Here is a 16,983-nt window from a genome sequence, read left to right as displayed (position 1 = left end):
CGGGAAAAAGGCGATCCGGCCCGGCCGGATCGCCGGTCGCTCAGGCCGACAGCCGGGAAAGGTCGGCGACCTGGTTCATCAGCCCGGCAAGCTGGGCCAGCAGGGCCAACCGGTTGTGCCGGGTCAGCGGCTCCTCGGCCATCACCATCACCCCATCGAAGAAGGCATCGACCGCGGATCGCAAACCCGCCAGCACACACAGCGCCTCGGTGTAGTTTTCGTTCGCGACGTGCGATCGCACCACCGGAGCAATCTCGTTGAGCTGATGGAACAGCGCCTTTTCGGCGTCTTCCTGGAGCAAGGCGACGTCCGGCTCGCCGGGACGGGTCTCGGTCTTCTTCAGGATGTTCACGATGCGCTTGTTGGCGGCCGCGAGCGCCTCCGACTCGGGCAGCGCGCGGAAGGCCTCGACCGCATCGAGCTTGGGCGGCACCAGGTCGATACGCGCCGGACGCAGGGCCAGTACCGCCTCGGCCACCGCGGCATCGCGCTCACCGCCGCTTTCACGCAGCAGATTCTTGAGACGCTCGAGCATGAAGTCCTGCAACTGGGTCGCAAAGCCGTCGGCCGTGAGCACCCCTGGCCGGAACCCTGCAGCCGCAGTCTCGATCAGGTGCGGCAATTCCAGCGGGAGCGGCGTTTCCATCAGGATACGCAGCACCCCGAGTGCGGCACGACGCAAGGCGAACGGGTCGCGGTCGCCGGTCGGTACCATGCCGATACCGAAGAAACCGACCAGCGCATCGAGCTTGTCCGCCAGCGCCACCGCGCACGCCACGTTGCCTGCGGGCAGCGCGTCGCCCGCGAAACGGGGCAGGTAGTGGCCCTGCACCGCGTCCGCCACCAGCTCGCCCTCACCGTCATGAAGCGCGTAGTAGCGCCCCATGATGCCCTGCAGCTCGGGGAACTCGCCCACCATGTCGGTGACCAGATCGACCTTGGCCAGACGCGCTCCGCGTCTGGCCGCTGCCACGTCCGACGACAGCAGCGCCGCGATCCGGCCGGCCAGCACCTCGAGCCGGTCGACACGCTCGAGCTGGCTGCCGAGCTTGTTGTGGTACACGACGGCGGCCAGTCGCGGCAAACGGGCGGCGAGCTTCTGTTTTTTGTCCTGTTCAAAGAAGAAGCGTGCGTCCGACAAGCGCGGGCGCACCACACGCTGATTACCGGTGACGATGTTGGACGGGTCCTTCAGGTGCATGTTGGACACGATCAGGAAGCGGTTCAGCAGCTTGCCGGCAGGGTCGAACAGCGGGAAGTACTTCTGATTGGCGCGCATGGTCAGGATCAGACATTCCTGCGGTACGGCGAGAAATTCGGCCTCGAACTCACCCACGTACACGGTCGGATGCTCGACCAGCGCGGCCACCTCGTCGAGGAGGTCGGCGTAGTCGCCGATCGACGCCTGCTGACGTGCGGCTTCGGCGACCAGCTGACGCTCGATCTCGGCGCGCCGCTCGGCAAACGCCGGGATCACCTTGCCCTCGGCAAGCAGGGTGGGCTCGTAGGCGTCGGCCGAGGCAATGTCGATTTCGCCACGGCTCATGAAACGGTGACCGCGGGTGGTACGGCCGGACTCCAGGTCGAGCACCCGGCCCGGCACGACATCGGCGCCATGCAGCATGACGAGCTTGTGCACCGGACGCACGAAGGTCGCGTCGCCATCCCCCCAGCGCATCACCTTGGGAATCGGCAACGCCTTGACCGCATCGTGCACGATGCCCGCCAGCACGTCGGCCAGCCTGGCCCCCGGCACCACGGCGGTGTGGAACAGGGTTTCGGCCTTGCCGTCGATGCGTCGCTCGAAGCCCTCCACTGCAGCGACCGGAATCGCCCTCGCCTCCATCTTCTTGAGCAGCGCAGGCGTCGGCCTACCCTCGGCATCGAGTGCGACCGACACCGGCATCAGCTTCTCGGTGACTTCCTTCGGCGCCGCGGCGGCGCTGACCCCCGCCACGGTCACGGCCAATCGGCGCGGGCTGGCAAAACTGCGCACGACGGCGGCGGCCGGGGCAAGCCCGCGCGCCCGCAGACCCTCTGCGATCTTGCCGGCAAAGGTCTCGCCCAGGCGAGGCAGCGCCCTCGGCGGCAATTCTTCGGTCAGGAGCTCGACGAGCAGCGTATGAGTGGCAAAGCTGGTCATCACGCGGCCTCCTTGTTGTTCAGCATCGGGAAGCCGAGCGCCTCGCGGGACTCGAAATAGGCCTGCGCCACCGCGCGTGACAGATTGCGAATGCGGCCGATATAGGCGGCCCGCTCGGTCACCGAAATCGCGCCACGAGCGTCGAGCATGTTGAAGTTATGCGCGGCCTTGAGCACCATTTCATAGGCCGGCAACGCCAAGCCGACTGCCATCAGCCGCTTGGCCTCGGACTCGTAGTTGGCAAACAGCGAGAACAGGAAGTCGACGTTCGAATGCTCGAAATTGTAGGTCGATTGCTCGACCTCGTTCTGGTGATAGACGTCGCCGTAGGTCACCTTCGAACCGTCCGGATAGACCGACCAGACCAGGTCATAGACGTTCTCGACCCCCTGCAAATACATCGCCAGCCGCTCGAGCCCGTAGGTGATCTCGCCCAGCACCGGTTTGCAGTCGATACCCCCGACCTGCTGGAAGTAGGTGAACTGCGTCACCTCCATGCCGTCGAGCCACACCTCCCAGCCCAGTCCCCAGGCGCCGAGCGTGGGGTTCTCCCAGTCGTCTTCGACGAAGCGGATGTCGTGCGCATTGGGATCGATGCCGAGTGCGCGCAGCGAATCCAGATAGAGTTCCTGGATGTCCAGTGGCGACGGCTTGAGGACGACCTGATACTGGTAGTAGTGCTGCAGCCGGTTCGGGTTGTCGCCATAACGCCCGTCCTTGGGCCGGCGCGAAGGCTGAACATAGGCGGCATTCCACGGCTCTGGGCCGATCGCACGCAGGAAGGTGGCGGTGTGCGAGGTGCCCGCACCCACTTCGAGGTCATAGGGTTGCAGCAGCACGCAGCCGCGATCGCCCCAGAATTGCTGGAGCGTCATGATGACTTGCTGGAAGGTCGGTTTCTTGAGGGACATGGTCTCGGGCGGCAAGGCCGCGCATCGAACGCAAAGCGTGGGATTTTACTGGCATTCGCGCTCGCGCGGGCGGGCGATCACAAGCCCGACGGCGAGCATCGGCGCAGATGTTCGGGACGCCGCCGCACCATGACCAGGATCAACCAACCCGTTGCCAGCATCAGCACCGGCCAGTTACCCCCGCGCGCATACGGGGTCAGCCCGCGATAGCCATGGATCTCCAGCTCCAGCACACCACGCTCGAATGCGGGCAGCGAGCCTTCAACCGATCCGTCGGGCTGAACCACCGCAGTCATGCCGGTGTTGGTGGCGCGCAGCATCGGGCGCCCGGTTTCGAGCGCGCGCACGCGGGCGATCTGCAAGTGCTGTGGCTGCGCCAGCGAATCGCCGTACCAGGCGAGATTCGACAGATTGAGCATCAGCGAGGCCTCCGGGAGGCTGCGGATGATCTCCGCGCCAAACAGGTCCTCGTAGCAGATGTTCACCGCGATGCGCTGGCCGAGGAGCGCCATCGGCAACTGCCGGGGGTCGCCACCGGTCTGGTCCGACATCGGAATGTCGGCGAGCCGATAGAACCAGCCGAAAAGCGGTGGCGAATACTCGCCGAAAGGCACCAGGTGCTGCTTGGCGTAATGCTGCCGCGGCCCGTCTCCGATACTGATCGCGGCGTTGTAGATCCGCCCCTGCGGATCACCGGTGAACGCCCCGAGCACCAGCGCCCCGCCACGCGCACGCACCGAATCGCCGAGGAGCTCGAGGTAGCCCTCGGGCAGGCGCTCGACCAGCGTCGGCAAGGTGGTCTCGGGGAGCACCACAAGATCGGCCCGACTCTCTTGCACCAGCCTGAGGTTGGTCTGCAGCACTGCGGCAAACTGATCGGGGCGCCACTTCAACCCTTGCTCGACGTTGGTCTGGATCAGCGCCACCGACAGCGGCTCGCCCTCGGCCTCGGTCCAGGCCATTCGCCCCAACCCGGCACCGAGCAGCCCCACTCCGACCACCACGGCAACCGCTCGCCACGCACCACGCCACTGCCGCAAGGATGACAGTGCCAGCAGTGCGGCGATGAAAGCGAGCACGGCACCAACCCCATATACACCGATCACGGGCAGGAAGCCGGCCAGCGGACTGGGAGGCGTCTGTGAATAGCCGCTCGCAAGCCAGGGAAAACCGGTGAACACCACCCCTCGCAGCCACTCGGCGATCGCCCACAATGCGGCAAAAAGCAGCGCCCGGTACGCGACGCCCCCCGACCGCAGGCGCACATACAGCCCCCCCACCAACGCCGGGTAGAGCGCCAGGTAGAGACATAGGAGCAGGATCGCAGCTCCGGCCACCGGCATCGGCATGCCGCCGTAGCGATTGAGCGCCACATAGAGCCAGGAAACCCCGCCCAGGAACGCCCCCAGCCCCCAGCCGAGTCCGAGGATGAAGCCGGATCGCACCGACGGCGCCCGGTCCAGCACGCTCGCAAGCAGCGCGAGACTCAACAATGCAACCGGAAAAAAGTCGAAGGGCGCAAAAGCCAGTACCGCAGCGGCGCCGGCCGCGATCGACAACAGCAGGGCGGGAGGCGACCACCGCCCCGGACGTGCCGCCATCAGTTCCCGATGACCTCGGGTGCAAGCGGCACGCGCTCGACCAGCAAGGTATGGACGCGCCGGCTGTCGGCACGCAACACCTGGATCTTGAGGCCCTCGAGCACCACCGCCTCGCCGCGTTTGGGCAGGCGCCCAAGCTGGCGAATCACCAGTCCGCCAACGGTATCGACTTCCTCGTCGCTGAAGCGGGTGGCGAAGGCGGTATTGAAATCCTCGATCTCGGTGGTGGCCTTGACCCGATACCGGCCGCTGTGATCAAGCCGGATGTTGTCACCGATCTCGTCGAAATCGTATTCATCCTCGATGTCGCCGACGATCTGCTCGAGCACATCCTCGATCGTGACCAGCCCGGCCACGCCGCCATATTCGTCCACCACGATCGCCATGTGGTTGCGGCTCACGCGGAACTCGCGCAACAGCACGTTGAGGCGCTTCGACTCGGGCACGAAGACCGCTGGACGAAGCATGTCGCGCAGGTCGAACTCGCGCCCGGCGAAGTAGCGCAGCAGATCCTTGGCCAGCAGGATGCCGGCGACATCGTCCTTGCTCTCCCCCACCGCAGGAAACCGGGAGTGGGCCGTATCAACGACGAAGTCCGCGATCTTGTCCATCGGATCGTCGATGTGGATGACATCCATCTGGGCGCGGGGAATCATCACGTCCCGCACCTGCATGTCGGACATCTGCAGGGCGCCCTCGATGATCGACAGCGCATCAGCATCGAGCAGACTGCGCTCGAAGGCCGAGTGGAGCAGCGCGAGGAGTTCATCGCGATCTTCCGGTTCGCGCGAGAGAAGGGCCGAAAGTCGCTCGAGCAATGAAGGCTTACTAGGGGTGCTGTCCATGTTGACGCTGGGTAAGGAATAAGGTGTGAGCACTCACTAGCATGAATCGTGCATGGAGTCGCTCACACCTTGGACCTCACCCGTCGCTTGCTCCGGTTTCATGCATAGGGATCAGCATAGCCCAGGGTACGCAGGATGTCCCGTTCGCGTGCTTCCATGAGCACCGCCTCGGCCTCGACTTCGTGCTCGTGGCCCTGCAGATGCAACATGCCATGAACCACCAGATGGGCAAAATGCGCATCGACGGGCTTGCCCTGCTCCGCCGCCTCGCGCACCACCACCGGCACGCACAGCACCAGATCACCCGTCAGCGGTGCGCCCTCGACGCCCGGCACGCCATCCTCGTCCGCGTAGACGAAGGTCAACACGTTGGTTGCATAGTCCTTGCCGCGGTAGTTTCGATTGAGCTCACGCCCTTCGGCCTCGCCCACCAGGCGCACCGTCACCGCGACATCGCCCAACAATGCAGCCTGAGCCCAGCGCCGAATCTGATGCTTCTTCGGAGCGCTGAGCTTGTCACCGCCATCGAGCACCTTCTGCACGACGAGATTGAGTATCGGCGGCGCCTCGGTCTGCGCTAGATCGAGTTCATCGGCGGGCAGCATGTCGTGGTGCACATCGACGCGCAGCGTCAGCACATTACATCCGCCGGGTTGCACACTGATGACGGGCACCTCGGATTCGCTCGCGGTATCGGCCTCGATCTCCAGGTCGCCCCAGCCCGGCTCGGGGAAGGACAGCGATAGCCGCCGGCCGTCACCGAGATCGATCTCGATGCGCTCGGCCCTGACCCTGCTCGCCTTGCCCTCGGCATCGAAGGCGACGATCTTCGGGCTAGCTTCCTGCCTTGGCATTGTCCTTCTTCCTTGCGGCTTCGGCGCGCGCCACGCGCGCCGTCTGATTGTCATAGGCTTCGACGATGCGCGCCACCAGCGGGTGGCGTACCACGTCTTCCTTGAGAAACTCGATGAACGCCAGCCCACGCACCTTGCCGAGGATCTCGCGCGCCTCGAGCAAGCCACTGCGACTGCCGCGTGGCAGGTCGACCTGGGTCAGGTCACCGGTGACCACCGCCTTGGCCCCGAAACCGATCCGGGTAAGAAACATCTTCATCTGCTCGGGCGTGGTGTTCTGCGCCTCGTCAAGGATGATGAAGGCATTGTTCAGGGTGCGCCCGCGCATGAACGCGAGCGGCGCGATCTCGATGCTGCCGCGCTCGAACATCTTGGTGACGCGCTCGAAGCCCATCAGGTCGTAGAGCGCATCGTACAGCGGCCGCAGATAGGGATCGACCTTCTGCGCCAGGTCGCCGGGCAGAAAACCCAGGCGCTCGCCCGCCTCGACCGCCGGCCGGGTGAGAATGATTCGCTCGACCAGATCGCGCTCCAGCGCATCGACCGCGCTCGCCACCGCGAGATAGGTCTTGCCGGTACCGGCCGGGCCGATGCCGAAGGTGATGTCGTGATCCTGGATCCGGTGCAGATACTCGATCTGACGCGGCGTGCGACCATGCAGATCGTGCTTGCGCGTCATCAGCGCCGGTGCCGGCGGCGCCACTGCCGCCCGGGTACCGATCTCGATCAGGGCCAGCTGTACATCGGCCAACGCCAGATGCTCGCTCGCCTGGACATAGAACTCCTTCAGCGCCTGCTCGGCCAGACGCGATTTTGCAATCGGGCCGGTGAGGGTGAAATGTTCGCCGCGACGCGCGATGGTGATGTCGAACGCGGTTTCGATCTGGCGCAGGTTCTCGTCCAGCGTCCCGCACAGATTGGCCAGTCGCTGGTTATCGACCGGCTCGAACGCAAACTCGAGGCTGCGCGCCATCAGGACTCCCTGGTCACGATCTCTCCACGCAGGCTGTGCGGGAGCGCGGCGGTGATCCGGACATCGATGAACTCTCCGACCAGGCGGGCACGGTTCGGTGACGCGGCGACGAAGTTCACCACCCGGTTGTTGTCGGTACGGCCGGCGAGTTCGTCCGCATTCTTCTTCGACGCCCCTTCGACCAGGATGCGCTGCACGCTGCCCACCATCGCCTGGCTGATCACCTGCGCCTGCTCGTCGATCCGCCTCTGCAGGCGCGCCAGCCAGCGCAGCTTGGTTGCCTGCGGCACCGGATCGTCCAGGTCCGCTGCCGGCGTCCCGGGGCGCGCACTATAGATGAAGCTGAAGGACGAGTCGAAGCCGACCTCGTCGATCAGCTTCATGGTCTTCTCGAACTCTTCCTCGGTCTCGCCCGGGAAGCCGACGATGAAGTCCGACGACAGCGACAGGTCCGGTCGCGCCGCGCGCAGCTTCTTCACCACCGACTTGAACTCGAGCACGGTATAGCCGCGCTTCATCGCCGCCAGCACCCGGTCCGAGCCGGACTGCACCGGCAGATGAAGGTGCGACACCAACTTGGGGAGCCTGGCGTAGGCGTCGAACACGCGCTGCGTCATCTCGCGCGGATGCGACGTGGTGTAGCGAATGCGCTCGATCCCGGGGAGCTCCGCCACGCATTCGAGCAGGAAGGCGAAATCGCCCTCGTCGCCTTCCGAGCGCACCAGCTCGCCCCGCCACGCATTGACGTTCTGGCCCAGCAGGGTGACTTCCTTCACCCCCTGCGCCGCCAGCCCTGCCACTTCGGCGAGGATGTCGTCGAGTGGCCGGGAAACCTCTTCGCCCCGGGTATAGGGCACCACGCAGAAGGTGCAGTACTTGGAACACCCTTCCATGATCGACACGAAGGCGCTCGAACCCTCGACCCGCGCCGGGGGCATGGCATCGAATTTCTCGATCTCGGGGAAGGAGATATCGACCTGTGCACGCCCGCTTTTCTTGCGCGCCGCGATCAGCGCCGGCAGTCGATGCAGGGTTTGCGGACCAAACACCACGTCGACGTAGGGCGCGCGCCTGACGATCGCCTCGCCCTCCTGGCTGGCGACACAGCCGCCCACGCCGATGATCAGGTCGGGATTCCGCTGCTTGAGCAGCCGCACCCGGCCCAGATCATGAAACACCCGCTCCTGCGCGTTCTCGCGCACCGAACAGGTGTTGTACAGGATGATGTCCGCCTCTTCCGGATTGTCGGTCTTGGTCAGGGCCTCATCGGCACCGAGCACGTCCGCCATCTTGTCGGAGTCGTACTCGTTCATCTGGCACCCGAAGGTGCGGATGTAGAGTTTCTTCATTGGGGGGGGCTTCACTGCTTGGGGTCGGGCGCAGCGATTTCCTCGGGGGTCAGAATCCACACCCGATGAATCTGGCCATTGTTGTCGCTCAGCGCCCGCACCTTGTACTCCCCGGCCACATGCGAGGGCAGGACGATGCGGTTCTCCGAATCGCGAATCTGGGCGCCAGGGCTGAGCAATCTGGCGTCGCTGCCAAGCTTGACCTGAGTGGTTCCGGAAAAGCTCATCACCACCCTTTTCGCCCCTGCGGGGAAGGGGCGGGACATGGAAGCAAGCGCCTGCTGGACACTCAGGCAACCCAGGACAAAACACAAGACGAGGCGAAAGACGCGCACGATTTCCCGGCCGGACCGATGGGACATATCAAGGCTGCGAATGATCACCGATCGCCTGCCCGATGTCAATGCAAAATCCTTATAAATCAAGCCTTCCAGCCCCACTCCCGTGCACCGGAGCGGCCCATCCCCATGTATTGGCGACAGAAGTTCCTGATCCCTGCTTATTGACGACCCACCCTCGCAGCAGCTATAGTCGCGCGCTCTGTTGGTGATGTAGCTCAGACGGTTAGAGCGATGGATTCATAACCCATAGGTCGGCGGTTCGATTCCGCCCATCACCACCACCAAATTAAAAGGCCTGCAGCAATGCAGGCCTTTTCGTTTGCGCACTCCAACTAAGTCGGCCGGAACTGACTTCCATACCGCCCGCGGACAGTCCGACGTCGACTATGCCACGACCGAAGTCCGGATCAGGTGATCGAAAGCGGTCAGCGCAGCCTTCGAGCCTTCCCCCATGGCGATGATGATCTGCTTGTAAGGCACCGTGGTGCAGTCACCGGCGGCGAACACACCCGGCACCGAGGTATGGCATTTGTCATCGACGATGACTTCGCCGAAGCGGCTCAGTTCGATCGTACCCTTGAGGAAATCGGTGTTCGGCAGTAGGCCGATCTGCACGAAGATACCCTCGAGCTCGATCCAGTGCGTATCGCCCGATACCCGATCCTTGTACATCAGACCGTTCACCTTCTCGGTGCCGGTCACCTCGGTCGTCTGCGCGCTCTTGATCACGGTGACATTGGGCAGGCTGTAGAGCTTCTTCTGCAGCACGGCGTCGGCACGCAAATCCTCGGCAAACTCGAGCAGGGTGACCTGCGCAACAATGCCAGCGAGGTCGATCGCGGCCTCCACACCGGAGTTGCCACCGCCGATCACCGCCACCCGCTTGCCCTTGAACAGCGGGCCGTCGCAGTGCGGGCAGTAGGCCACACCCTTGCCGCGGAACTCGTGCTCGCCCGGCACGTTCATCTCGCGCCAGCGCGCGCCGGTGGCGAGGATCACCGTCTTCGCCCTGAGCGAAGCGCCGTTTTCAAGCTGCACTTCGGTCAGCTCGCCAGGCACGAGCTTGGCGGCACGCTGCAGGTTCATGACGTCGACTTCGTACTGCTTGACGTGCTCCTCGAGCGCGGCAACCAGCTTCGGTCCCTGGGTCTCCTTGACCGAGATGAAGTTCTCGATACCGAGGGTGTCCATCACCTGGCCGCCGAAGCGCTCGGCGACGATGCCGGTACGGATGCCCTTGCGCGCCGCGTAGATGGCGGCCGCCGCGCCGGCCGGGCCACCCCCGACGACGAGCACGTCGAACGGCTCCTTGGCCGAAAGCTTTTCCGCCACGCGCTTCCCGGCACCGGTATCGATCTTGGCGAGGATCTCGGCCAGTTCGAGACGGCCCTGCCCGAAATGCTCACCATTCAGGAACACCATGGGCACGGCCATGATCTTGCGCGCGTCGACTTCGTCCTGGAACAGCGCGCCGTCGATCATGGTGTGACGGATATTGGGATTGATCACCGCCATCAGATTGAGTGCCTGCACCACGTCCGGACAGTTGTGGCAGGACAGCGAGATGAGGGTCTCGAATTCGAAACTGCCCTCGATGTTGCGGATCTGCTCGATGACCTCGGCTTCGGCCTTGGGCGGATGACCACCGACCTGCAGCAGCGCGAGAATCAGCGAGGTGAATTCGTGGCCCATGGGCAGGCCGGCAAAGCGCACGCCCATGTTGGCACCCTTGCGGTTGAGCGAGAACGAGGGCTTGCGCTCGGCATCGTCACGCACTTCGGTGACCGAGATCTTGTCGGAAAGGCTCTTGATATCATTGAGCAAAGCCTGCATTTCACGAGACTTGTCGCCATCGTCCAGCGAGGCCACGATCTCGATCGGCTGGGTGACTTTTTCCAGGTAGGCTTTCAACTGAGTCTTGATGTTGGCGTCGAGCATGGTGATTTCATCCGTGAAAGTGAGCTGTATCCGCGGTAGCGGCGTACATAAAACACAGCCGGCACGAGGCCGGCTGTCGAGCAGCAAGCCCGGACGGGGTACGCCCGGGTGTGCACCAGCGGCTTAGATCTTGCCGACGAGGTCCAGCGACGGAGCCAGGGTGGCTTCGCCCGGCGTCCACTTGGCGGGGCACACTTCGCCCGGGTGGGAAGCCACGTACTGGGCGGCCTGCACCTTGCGCAGCAGTTCCTTGGCGTCGCGACCGATACCCAGGTCATGGATTTCGGCAACCTTGATCTCGCCTTCCGGGTTGATCACGAAGGTACCGCGCAGCGCGAGGCCCTCTTCCTCGATCATGACGTCGAAGCTGCGGCTGATCGCGCCGGTAGGGTCGCCGAGCATCGGGTACTGGATCTTCTTGATCGTGTCCGACGCGTCGTGCCAGGCCTTGTGGGTAAAGTGGGTGTCGGTGGAAACCGAGTAGCACTCCACACCCAGCTTCTGGAATTCGGGATAGACGTCGGCCAGGTCGCCGAGTTCGGTCGGGCAGACAAAAGTGAAGTCGGCCGGGTAGAAGAAGACGACAGACCACTTGCCCTTCAGGTCTTCGCTGGAGACCGGAACGAACTTGCCATTGTGATAGGCGGTGGTCTTGAACGGCTGGATAACGCTGTTGATCAGGGGCATCGATGAATCCTCCGTGGGTTGATGAAAGTACGACGATCAAATGATAGCCCTTCGAGCAAAATTGCTCTAATTGATAATAGAGATAAGGTCGATCGTTTTTCGCTATCGATCATAGAGGCTTTATAATTTTCGTGGATACCCTGTCCGACCGGAACCCCGGCCGCACACGACGCATCCAAGGCAGCGCCTCATCCCGTCAAACATCGATAGCAGAACTCATGACCGCACTGCGCACCTTCCTCGAAACCCGTCGCTTCCAGGGTTTCATCATCACCGTGATCATCATCAATGCGATCACCCTCGGCCTGGAAACGTCCACCACGGTGATGGGCGCAGCCGGCGGCGTGATGCTTGCACTGGACCGGATCGCGCTTGCCATCTTCGTGATCGAAATCGTGCTCAAGCTGATTGCGTACCGGCACCGCTTCTTCAACAGCGGATGGAATCTGTTCGACTTCACCATCGTGGCGATCACCCTCGCCCCGACCGGTGACGGCATGTCCGTGCTGCGCGCGCTGCGTATTCTGCGCGCCCTGCGCCTGGTGTCGGTGGTACCGTCGATGCGCAAGGTGGTCAATGCCCTGCTCCGCGCGATCCCGGGCATGACCTCGGTGCTGACCCTCCTGCTGCTGGTGTTCTACGTGTCGTCCGTGATGAGCACCAAACTGTTCGGCGCGGACTTCCCGGCGTGGTTCGGCACCATCGGGGCGTCGTTCTACACCCTGTTCCAGGTGATGACGCTCGAGTCATGGTCGATGGGCATCGTGCGCCCGGTGATGGAAGTGCATCCCCTGGCATGGATCTTCTTCGTGCTGTTCATTTTGCTGACGACGTTTGCCGTGCTCAATCTGTTCATCGCGATCGTGGTCGATGCGATGACCGTGGTGGAACACACGGAACAGGAAGAGACCCGGGAGTTGGTCAATATCGACCACGACGAGTTGATGCGCGAGATGCGAGCGCTCAGGGCGGAGATCGCCGCGCTGCGAAAGGGCACATGAATTCACAATCGCGTCTGCCGCCGCAGTGCGCGCTTCAGCCTGCCGCTGGCAACCGCCGCCCCCTCAGTCCGTGGCCAGATGCCGCCTGACCGAGATCTCGGCACCCAGCCAGCCCAGAAATGCGGCAAACAGCACGATGGCCACAGACTCCGGCCAGCGCGGGCCGGACAGCAAAAATATCGCACCGTACGACTCGGCGAGCGTTGCCACCGGCGCCTCGAGCGCCTTCACTCCGATCCATACCGCGCCGAGCGCAACCAACCCGCCGAGCATGCCCTGCAAGCCCCCGAACCAGTAGAACGGGCGGCGGATGAACGGATCGGTTGCACCGAGCAGACGGCTGACCTGGATCTCGGTACGCTGGGTGAGAATCTGCAGGCGGATCGTATTGAAGGTCACGATCACCAGCGCAAATCCGAGCAGGCCGGCGAGCATCAGCACCGCCGAACGGCCGAGACCGAGCAGCGCATGTAGACGCTTGACCCAGCCCGAATCGAGCTGTACATGCGCCACCCGCGGCCACGTCATCATCTGTGCCGACAAGGCGTCGAACTCGGCGGGATCCTCGGTGCGCAGGGTGACGACGAAGGCATCGGGCAGCGGATTGGCGGTGAGCCCCCCCAGCACGTCACCCAGACCGGTACGCTCGAGTTGATGCAGCGCCTGATCGCGCGATACGAACCGGAAGCTCGCCAGCCGGGGTTCGGCCTTCAGCCGTGTCTCGATCGCGCCGGCGTCGGCCTGACCTGCGTCGTTGTCGAGAAACACGCTGATCTCCGGCGTTCCGGACACGCCGCGCGCCAGCGAGGCGATGTTGTCCAGCAGCAGGTAACCGCCGGCCGGCAGCGACAGCGCAATGCCCATCACCAGGGCCGACAGCAGCGTACCGAGCGGCTGGCCCGCCAGCCGTCGTATCGCCAGGGCGATCGCGCGCCCGTGCAGATAGAACCAGTTGCTCATGCGGCCTCCGTGAGCAGCCCTTTGGCCAGGGTCAGGCGCCGCGGCGCCGATTCGGCGAACAGGGATGCGTCGTGGGTCGACACCAGCACCGTGACGCCGGCCCGGTTGAACGACTTGAACAACGCCGCGATCTCGGCCGCATAAGCCGGGTCGAGATGCGCGGTGGGTTCGTCGGCGATCAGGATCGACGGGCGATTGACGATCGCGCGCGCAATTGCCACCCGCTGCTGCTCGCCACCGGACAGGCCGACCGGCATTTCCTTGCCGCGACCGCCGAGACCGACCTTGTCGAGCGCCGCGGCCACCCGCTTTGCGGCGTCGCCCTGCGGATGCCCGGTAATCACCAGCGGCAGCAGGACGTTGTCGAACACGGTGCGATCGAACAACAGGCGGTTCTCCTGCAGCACCAGCCCGAGGTTCCGGCGCAGATACGGAACCGCCCGCCTGGGCAGGCGTGACACGTCCTGGCCGTTGATCCGCACCGTACCCGCGGTCGGCCGCTCGATCGCCGGAATCAGCTTGAGCAGCGTGCTCTTGCCCGCACCCGAATGGCCCGACAGCACGACCAGCTCGCCATGGCGAATCTCGAAACTGACCCCGGCCAGCGCGGTGTAACCACCGGCATAGCGCTTGGCAACATCCTCAAAAACGATCATGCGCGCTCGCTGGCAGCGCCACCTGCGGCACCGGGGATGGGCTCGAACAGGGCATCGACGAATTCGCGCGAGTTGAACGGCTGCAGATCGTCGATCCCCTCGCCCACGCCGATGAAGCGCAAGGGCTTGGGGCACTGGCGGGCGATGGCGGCGATCACGCCGCCCTTGGCGGTACCGTCGAGCTTGGTCACCACCAGACCGGTCACCCCGATCGCGGTATCGAAGGCCCTGACCTGAGCGAGTGCGTTCTGGCCGATGTTGGCGTCGAGCACCAGGATGACCTCATGCGGTCCGGTGGGATCGGCCTTAACGATCACCCGACGGACCTTGGCGATCTCTTCCATCAGGTGCAACTGGGTGGGTAAACGCCCGGCGGTGTCGGCCAGCACCACGTCGATCCCGCGCGCGCGCGCCGCGTTGATCGCATCGAAGATCACCGCCGCCGCGTCCCCGCCATCCTGCGCGATCACGGTGACATTGTTGCGCTCGCCCCAGGTCGTCAGCTGCTCGCGCGCCGCAGCGCGGAAGGTGTCGCCGGCGGCCAGCAGCACGCTCTTGCCCTGCTGCTGGAAGTACTTGGCGAGCTTGCCGATCGAGGTCGTCTTGCCCGAGCCGTTGATCCCCGCAATCATGATGATGTAAGGCTTGTGGCCGGAAACATCGAGCGGCTGTTCGAGCGGCGCGATGATCCGATGCAGACCATCGGCCAGCGCCTGCTGCAGCTGATCGGCAGTTTCCAGCCGGTCGCGCTTCCAGCGCAGGCGCAACTCGTCGATCAGGTGCTGCGTGGCATCGACCCCGCAATCCGCCATCAGCAGCGTGGACTCGAGCTCCTCGAGCAGATCCTCGTCGATCTTGCGGCGGCCGAACAGGCTGGCCAACCCGCCACCGAACTGCTGCCGGGTACGTGCAAGGCCGTCCTTCAGGCGCTCCGCCCACGAGCGTTTCGACACCGACGCGGCGGCAGGCGAGTTCACGGCTGCCGGAATGCTGTCCATGAATGCCTGCTGGTGCAGTTCCGCCACCGGTTCCGTCACTGCCGCGGCGGGCACAGCGGCTATGGATTCGGATTCTACCTGCGCGGGGGCTGGCGGCTCGGCTGCGGAAGGCGTTGCCGCCGGTGTATCGGTCTTGCCGGACTTCTTGAAGAAACCAAACATGGGCACTCGGGTCTGAGGGGTCGTTCGGAAGGGCGCCATCGCAGTGCACGGGCGCTGCGATCCGGATAAGGCTAAGATGCGGCTCCGCGTCGATCCGGCTGAGTTGCCGAAACGCGCATGGCGTCGCGAATTCTATCAGATGCAGGACATCCCCATGTTTCACCAGACCTTTCTACGCATGTTGTTTGCCGTCGCCGGGGTCCTACCGGCAATTGCCGCCCACGCCGGCACTTACGAAACCGCGCTCGCCAACGGCATGCGGGTGATCGTCAAGGAAGACCGCCGGGCGCCCTCGGTGGTCCATATGGTGTGGTATCGCACCGGCTCGATGGATGAGCCGGAAGGCGTTTCCGGCGTGGCTCACGTGCTCGAGCACATGATGTTCAAGGGCACCGAGAAGGTCGGCCCCGGCGAGTTCAACAAGCGGGTTGCGGCCATCGGTGGCCGTGACAACGCCTTCACCAGCAAGGACTACACCGCCTACTTCCAGCAGGTTCCGCCGACCCACTTGGGCGCGATGATGGCGCTGGAGGCCGACCGCATGCGGAACCTGATCATCACCGATACCGAGTTCGCGCGCGAGATCGAGGTGGTAAAGGAAGAACGCCGGCTGCGCACCGACGACCAGCCGCGATCGCTCGTCTATGAGCAACTGATGGCAACCGCCTTCCAGGCTCACACCTATCGTCGCCCGGTGATCGGCTGGATGACCGATCTCGACGCGATGAAGGCGGCCGACACCCGCGAGTGGTACCAACGCTGGTATCGGCCCAACAATGCCTATCTGGTGGTGGTCGGCGACGTCGACCATCAGTCCGTGTTCGGCCTCGCCCGCCAGCACTACGGCAAGCTCAAACCGACGACGCTGCCGGAACGCCGGATCAGCAACGAGCCCGAGCAGCGCGGCACGCGCAAGACCGTGGTCAGAGCCCCGGCCGAGCTGCCCTACCTCGCGATGGCCTGGCAAGTTCCCGCACTGCGCGACCCGGCCGGCGACCGCGACGCCTATGCGCTGCAGGTGCTTGCGGCCATCCTCGACGGCTACGACGGCGCCAGACTCAATCGCCGGCTGGTACGCGACAGCCGGATCGCGACATCGGCAGGCGCCGGCTACGACGGAACCGGCCGCGGCCCTTCGCTGTTCCTCCTTGACGGCGTGCCCGCGGCCGGCCACACCGTCGAGGCGCTCGAAGCCGCATTGCGCGCCGAGTTGCAGCGCATCCGCGACGAGGGGGTGAGCGAGGCCGAATTGAACCGGGTCAAGACCCAGGCGCTTGCGTCCGAGGTGTATAAGCGCGATTCGCTGATGGGCCAGGCGATGGAGATCGGCTACCTCGAGGCCGCCGGGCTTTCGTGGCGCGACGACGAGCGCTTGCTCGACGGCTTGCGCCGGGTCACCGCCGACGAGGTCCGTGCCGTGGCTCAACGCTACTTCGGTGACGACGCCCTCACCATCGCCCGGCTGGATCCGCAGCCGGTCGGCGAAAAGCGCGCACGCTCGCCGTTCGCCCCCACTCGGCACTGAACACACCAGGACGACAGCCCGCCATGACTGCACGCTTTC

General features: G+C 64.5%; 15 protein-coding genes and 1 tRNA gene. 3 read left to right on the top strand and 13 right to left on the bottom strand.

Annotation, left to right across the window (positions count from 1 at the left end):
* Window positions 1-40 precede the first annotated feature (40 nt).
* From glyS to AC3A35_RS16595, 8 genes are all read right to left on the bottom strand, one after another.
* Entirely contained in the window at window positions 41-2,143 is a 2,103-nt protein-coding gene (gene glyS, locus AC3A35_RS16630; RefSeq protein WP_487437308.1) for a glycine--tRNA ligase subunit beta, read from the bottom strand.
* Window positions 2,143-3,054, bottom strand: coding sequence for a glycine--tRNA ligase subunit alpha (gene glyQ / locus AC3A35_RS16625; RefSeq protein ID WP_487437307.1), 912 nt, complete (start codon window positions 3,052-3,054; stop codon window positions 2,143-2,145). Before glyQ ends, glyS begins: the two co-directional genes overlap by 1 nt.
* A gap of 77 nt (window positions 3,055-3,131) precedes the next feature.
* The gene (gene lnt, locus AC3A35_RS16620; RefSeq protein ID WP_487437306.1) at window positions 3,132-4,655 is read right to left on the bottom strand and encodes an apolipoprotein N-acyltransferase; all 1,524 of its coding nucleotides are present in this window, start codon (window positions 4,653-4,655) and stop codon (window positions 3,132-3,134) included.
* Window positions 4,655-5,500, bottom strand: coding sequence for a CorC family transporter (locus tag AC3A35_RS16615; protein ID WP_487437305.1), 846 nt, complete (start codon window positions 5,498-5,500; stop codon window positions 4,655-4,657). Before AC3A35_RS16615 ends, lnt begins: the two co-directional genes overlap by 1 nt.
* 98 nt (window positions 5,501-5,598) lie before the next feature.
* Entirely contained in the window at window positions 5,599-6,354 is a 756-nt protein-coding gene (gene ybeY / locus AC3A35_RS16610; RefSeq protein ID WP_487437304.1) for an rRNA maturation RNase YbeY, read from the bottom strand.
* On the bottom strand, window positions 6,335-7,327 hold the full coding sequence (locus AC3A35_RS16605) for a PhoH family protein (protein WP_487437303.1): 993 nt from the start codon (window positions 7,325-7,327) through the stop codon (window positions 6,335-6,337). The genes ybeY and AC3A35_RS16605 overlap by 20 nt, the downstream gene beginning before the upstream one ends.
* Window positions 7,327-8,676, bottom strand: coding sequence for a tRNA (N6-isopentenyl adenosine(37)-C2)-methylthiotransferase MiaB (gene miaB, locus AC3A35_RS16600; RefSeq protein ID WP_487437302.1), 1,350 nt, complete (start codon window positions 8,674-8,676; stop codon window positions 7,327-7,329). Before miaB ends, AC3A35_RS16605 begins: the two co-directional genes overlap by 1 nt.
* Window positions 8,677-8,687: 11 nt before the next feature.
* A complete protein-coding gene (locus AC3A35_RS16595; protein WP_487437301.1) occupies window positions 8,688-9,116 on the bottom strand; it encodes a hypothetical protein in 429 nt (142 codons plus the stop codon).
* A gap of 105 nt (window positions 9,117-9,221) precedes the next feature.
* On the opposite strand from AC3A35_RS16595, the gene AC3A35_RS16590 reads away from it, so the two are divergent.
* A tRNA-Met gene (locus AC3A35_RS16590) sits at window positions 9,222-9,298 on the top strand.
* Window positions 9,299-9,401: 103 nt separating this feature from the next.
* On the opposite strand, the gene ahpF is transcribed toward AC3A35_RS16590, so the two are convergent.
* Together ahpF and ahpC are read right to left on the bottom strand one after the other, a co-directional pair.
* Window positions 9,402-10,955, bottom strand: coding sequence for an alkyl hydroperoxide reductase subunit F (ahpF, locus tag AC3A35_RS16585; protein ID WP_487437300.1), 1,554 nt, complete (start codon window positions 10,953-10,955; stop codon window positions 9,402-9,404).
* 123 nt (window positions 10,956-11,078) lie between these two features.
* On the bottom strand, window positions 11,079-11,642 hold the full coding sequence (gene ahpC, locus AC3A35_RS16580; protein ID WP_487437299.1) for an alkyl hydroperoxide reductase subunit C: 564 nt from the start codon (window positions 11,640-11,642) through the stop codon (window positions 11,079-11,081).
* A 218-nt stretch (window positions 11,643-11,860) separates the two neighbouring features.
* On the opposite strand from ahpC, the gene AC3A35_RS16575 reads away from it, so the two are divergent.
* Entirely contained in the window at window positions 11,861-12,643 is a 783-nt protein-coding gene (locus tag AC3A35_RS16575) for an ion transporter (RefSeq protein WP_487437298.1), read from the top strand.
* 63 nt (window positions 12,644-12,706) lie between these two features.
* On the opposite strand, the gene ftsX is transcribed toward AC3A35_RS16575, so the two are convergent.
* Genes ftsX through ftsY form a run of 3 tightly spaced genes read right to left on the bottom strand, consistent with a single transcriptional unit; the run spans window position 12,707 to window position 15,419 of the window.
* A complete protein-coding gene (gene ftsX / locus AC3A35_RS16570) occupies window positions 12,707-13,603 on the bottom strand; it encodes a permease-like cell division protein FtsX (RefSeq protein WP_487437297.1) in 897 nt (298 codons plus the stop codon).
* The gene (locus tag AC3A35_RS16565) at window positions 13,600-14,259 is read right to left on the bottom strand and encodes a cell division ATP-binding protein FtsE (protein ID WP_487437296.1); all 660 of its coding nucleotides are present in this window, start codon (window positions 14,257-14,259) and stop codon (window positions 13,600-13,602) included. The genes ftsX and AC3A35_RS16565 overlap by 4 nt, the downstream gene beginning before the upstream one ends.
* Window positions 14,256-15,419, bottom strand: coding sequence for a signal recognition particle-docking protein FtsY (gene ftsY, locus AC3A35_RS16560; protein WP_487437295.1), 1,164 nt, complete (start codon window positions 15,417-15,419; stop codon window positions 14,256-14,258). The genes AC3A35_RS16565 and ftsY overlap by 4 nt, the downstream gene beginning before the upstream one ends.
* A 154-nt stretch (window positions 15,420-15,573) precedes the next feature.
* Between ftsY and AC3A35_RS16555 the strand changes: the two genes are divergently transcribed.
* Window positions 15,574-16,944 (top strand): M16 family metallopeptidase, encoded by a 1,371-nt coding sequence (locus AC3A35_RS16555; protein ID WP_487437294.1) that lies wholly within the window; start codon window positions 15,574-15,576, stop codon window positions 16,942-16,944.
* The last annotated feature ends 39 nt before the right edge of the window (window positions 16,945-16,983 follow it).

This window comes from Azoarcus sp. Soil_N_20, assembly GCF_057656155.1.
This window is presented reverse-complemented; position numbering and strand designations above follow the sequence as displayed.

Excerpts from the sequence above, each read along its gene's own strand:
- glyS (WP_487437308.1), bottom strand. The coding sequence starts at position 2,143 with ATGACCAGCTTTGCCACTCATACGCTGCTCGTCGAGCTCCTGACCGAA.
- glyQ (WP_487437307.1), bottom strand. The coding sequence starts at position 3,054 with ATGTCCCTCAAGAAACCGACCTTCCAGCAAGTCATCATGACGCTCCAG.
- lnt (WP_487437306.1), bottom strand. The coding sequence starts at position 4,655 with ATGGCGGCACGTCCGGGGCGGTGGTCGCCTCCCGCCCTGCTGTTGTCG.
- AC3A35_RS16615 (WP_487437305.1), bottom strand. The coding sequence starts at position 5,500 with ATGGACAGCACCCCTAGTAAGCCTTCATTGCTCGAGCGACTTTCGGCC.
- ybeY (WP_487437304.1), bottom strand. The coding sequence starts at position 6,354 with ATGCCAAGGCAGGAAGCTAGCCCGAAGATCGTCGCCTTCGATGCCGAG.
- AC3A35_RS16605 (WP_487437303.1), bottom strand. The coding sequence starts at position 7,327 with ATGGCGCGCAGCCTCGAGTTTGCGTTCGAGCCGGTCGATAACCAGCGA.
- miaB (WP_487437302.1), bottom strand. The coding sequence starts at position 8,676 with ATGAAGAAACTCTACATCCGCACCTTCGGGTGCCAGATGAACGAGTAC.
- ahpF (WP_487437300.1), bottom strand. The coding sequence starts at position 10,955 with ATGCTCGACGCCAACATCAAGACTCAGTTGAAAGCCTACCTGGAAAAA.
- ahpC (WP_487437299.1), bottom strand. The coding sequence starts at position 11,642 with ATGCCCCTGATCAACAGCGTTATCCAGCCGTTCAAGACCACCGCCTAT.
- AC3A35_RS16575 (WP_487437298.1), top strand. The coding sequence starts at position 11,861 with ATGACCGCACTGCGCACCTTCCTCGAAACCCGTCGCTTCCAGGGTTTC.
- ftsX (WP_487437297.1), bottom strand. The coding sequence starts at position 13,603 with ATGAGCAACTGGTTCTATCTGCACGGGCGCGCGATCGCCCTGGCGATA.
- AC3A35_RS16565 (WP_487437296.1), bottom strand. The coding sequence starts at position 14,259 with ATGATCGTTTTTGAGGATGTTGCCAAGCGCTATGCCGGTGGTTACACC.
- ftsY (WP_487437295.1), bottom strand. The coding sequence starts at position 15,419 with ATGTTTGGTTTCTTCAAGAAGTCCGGCAAGACCGATACACCGGCGGCA.
- AC3A35_RS16555 (WP_487437294.1), top strand. The coding sequence starts at position 15,574 with ATGTTTCACCAGACCTTTCTACGCATGTTGTTTGCCGTCGCCGGGGTC.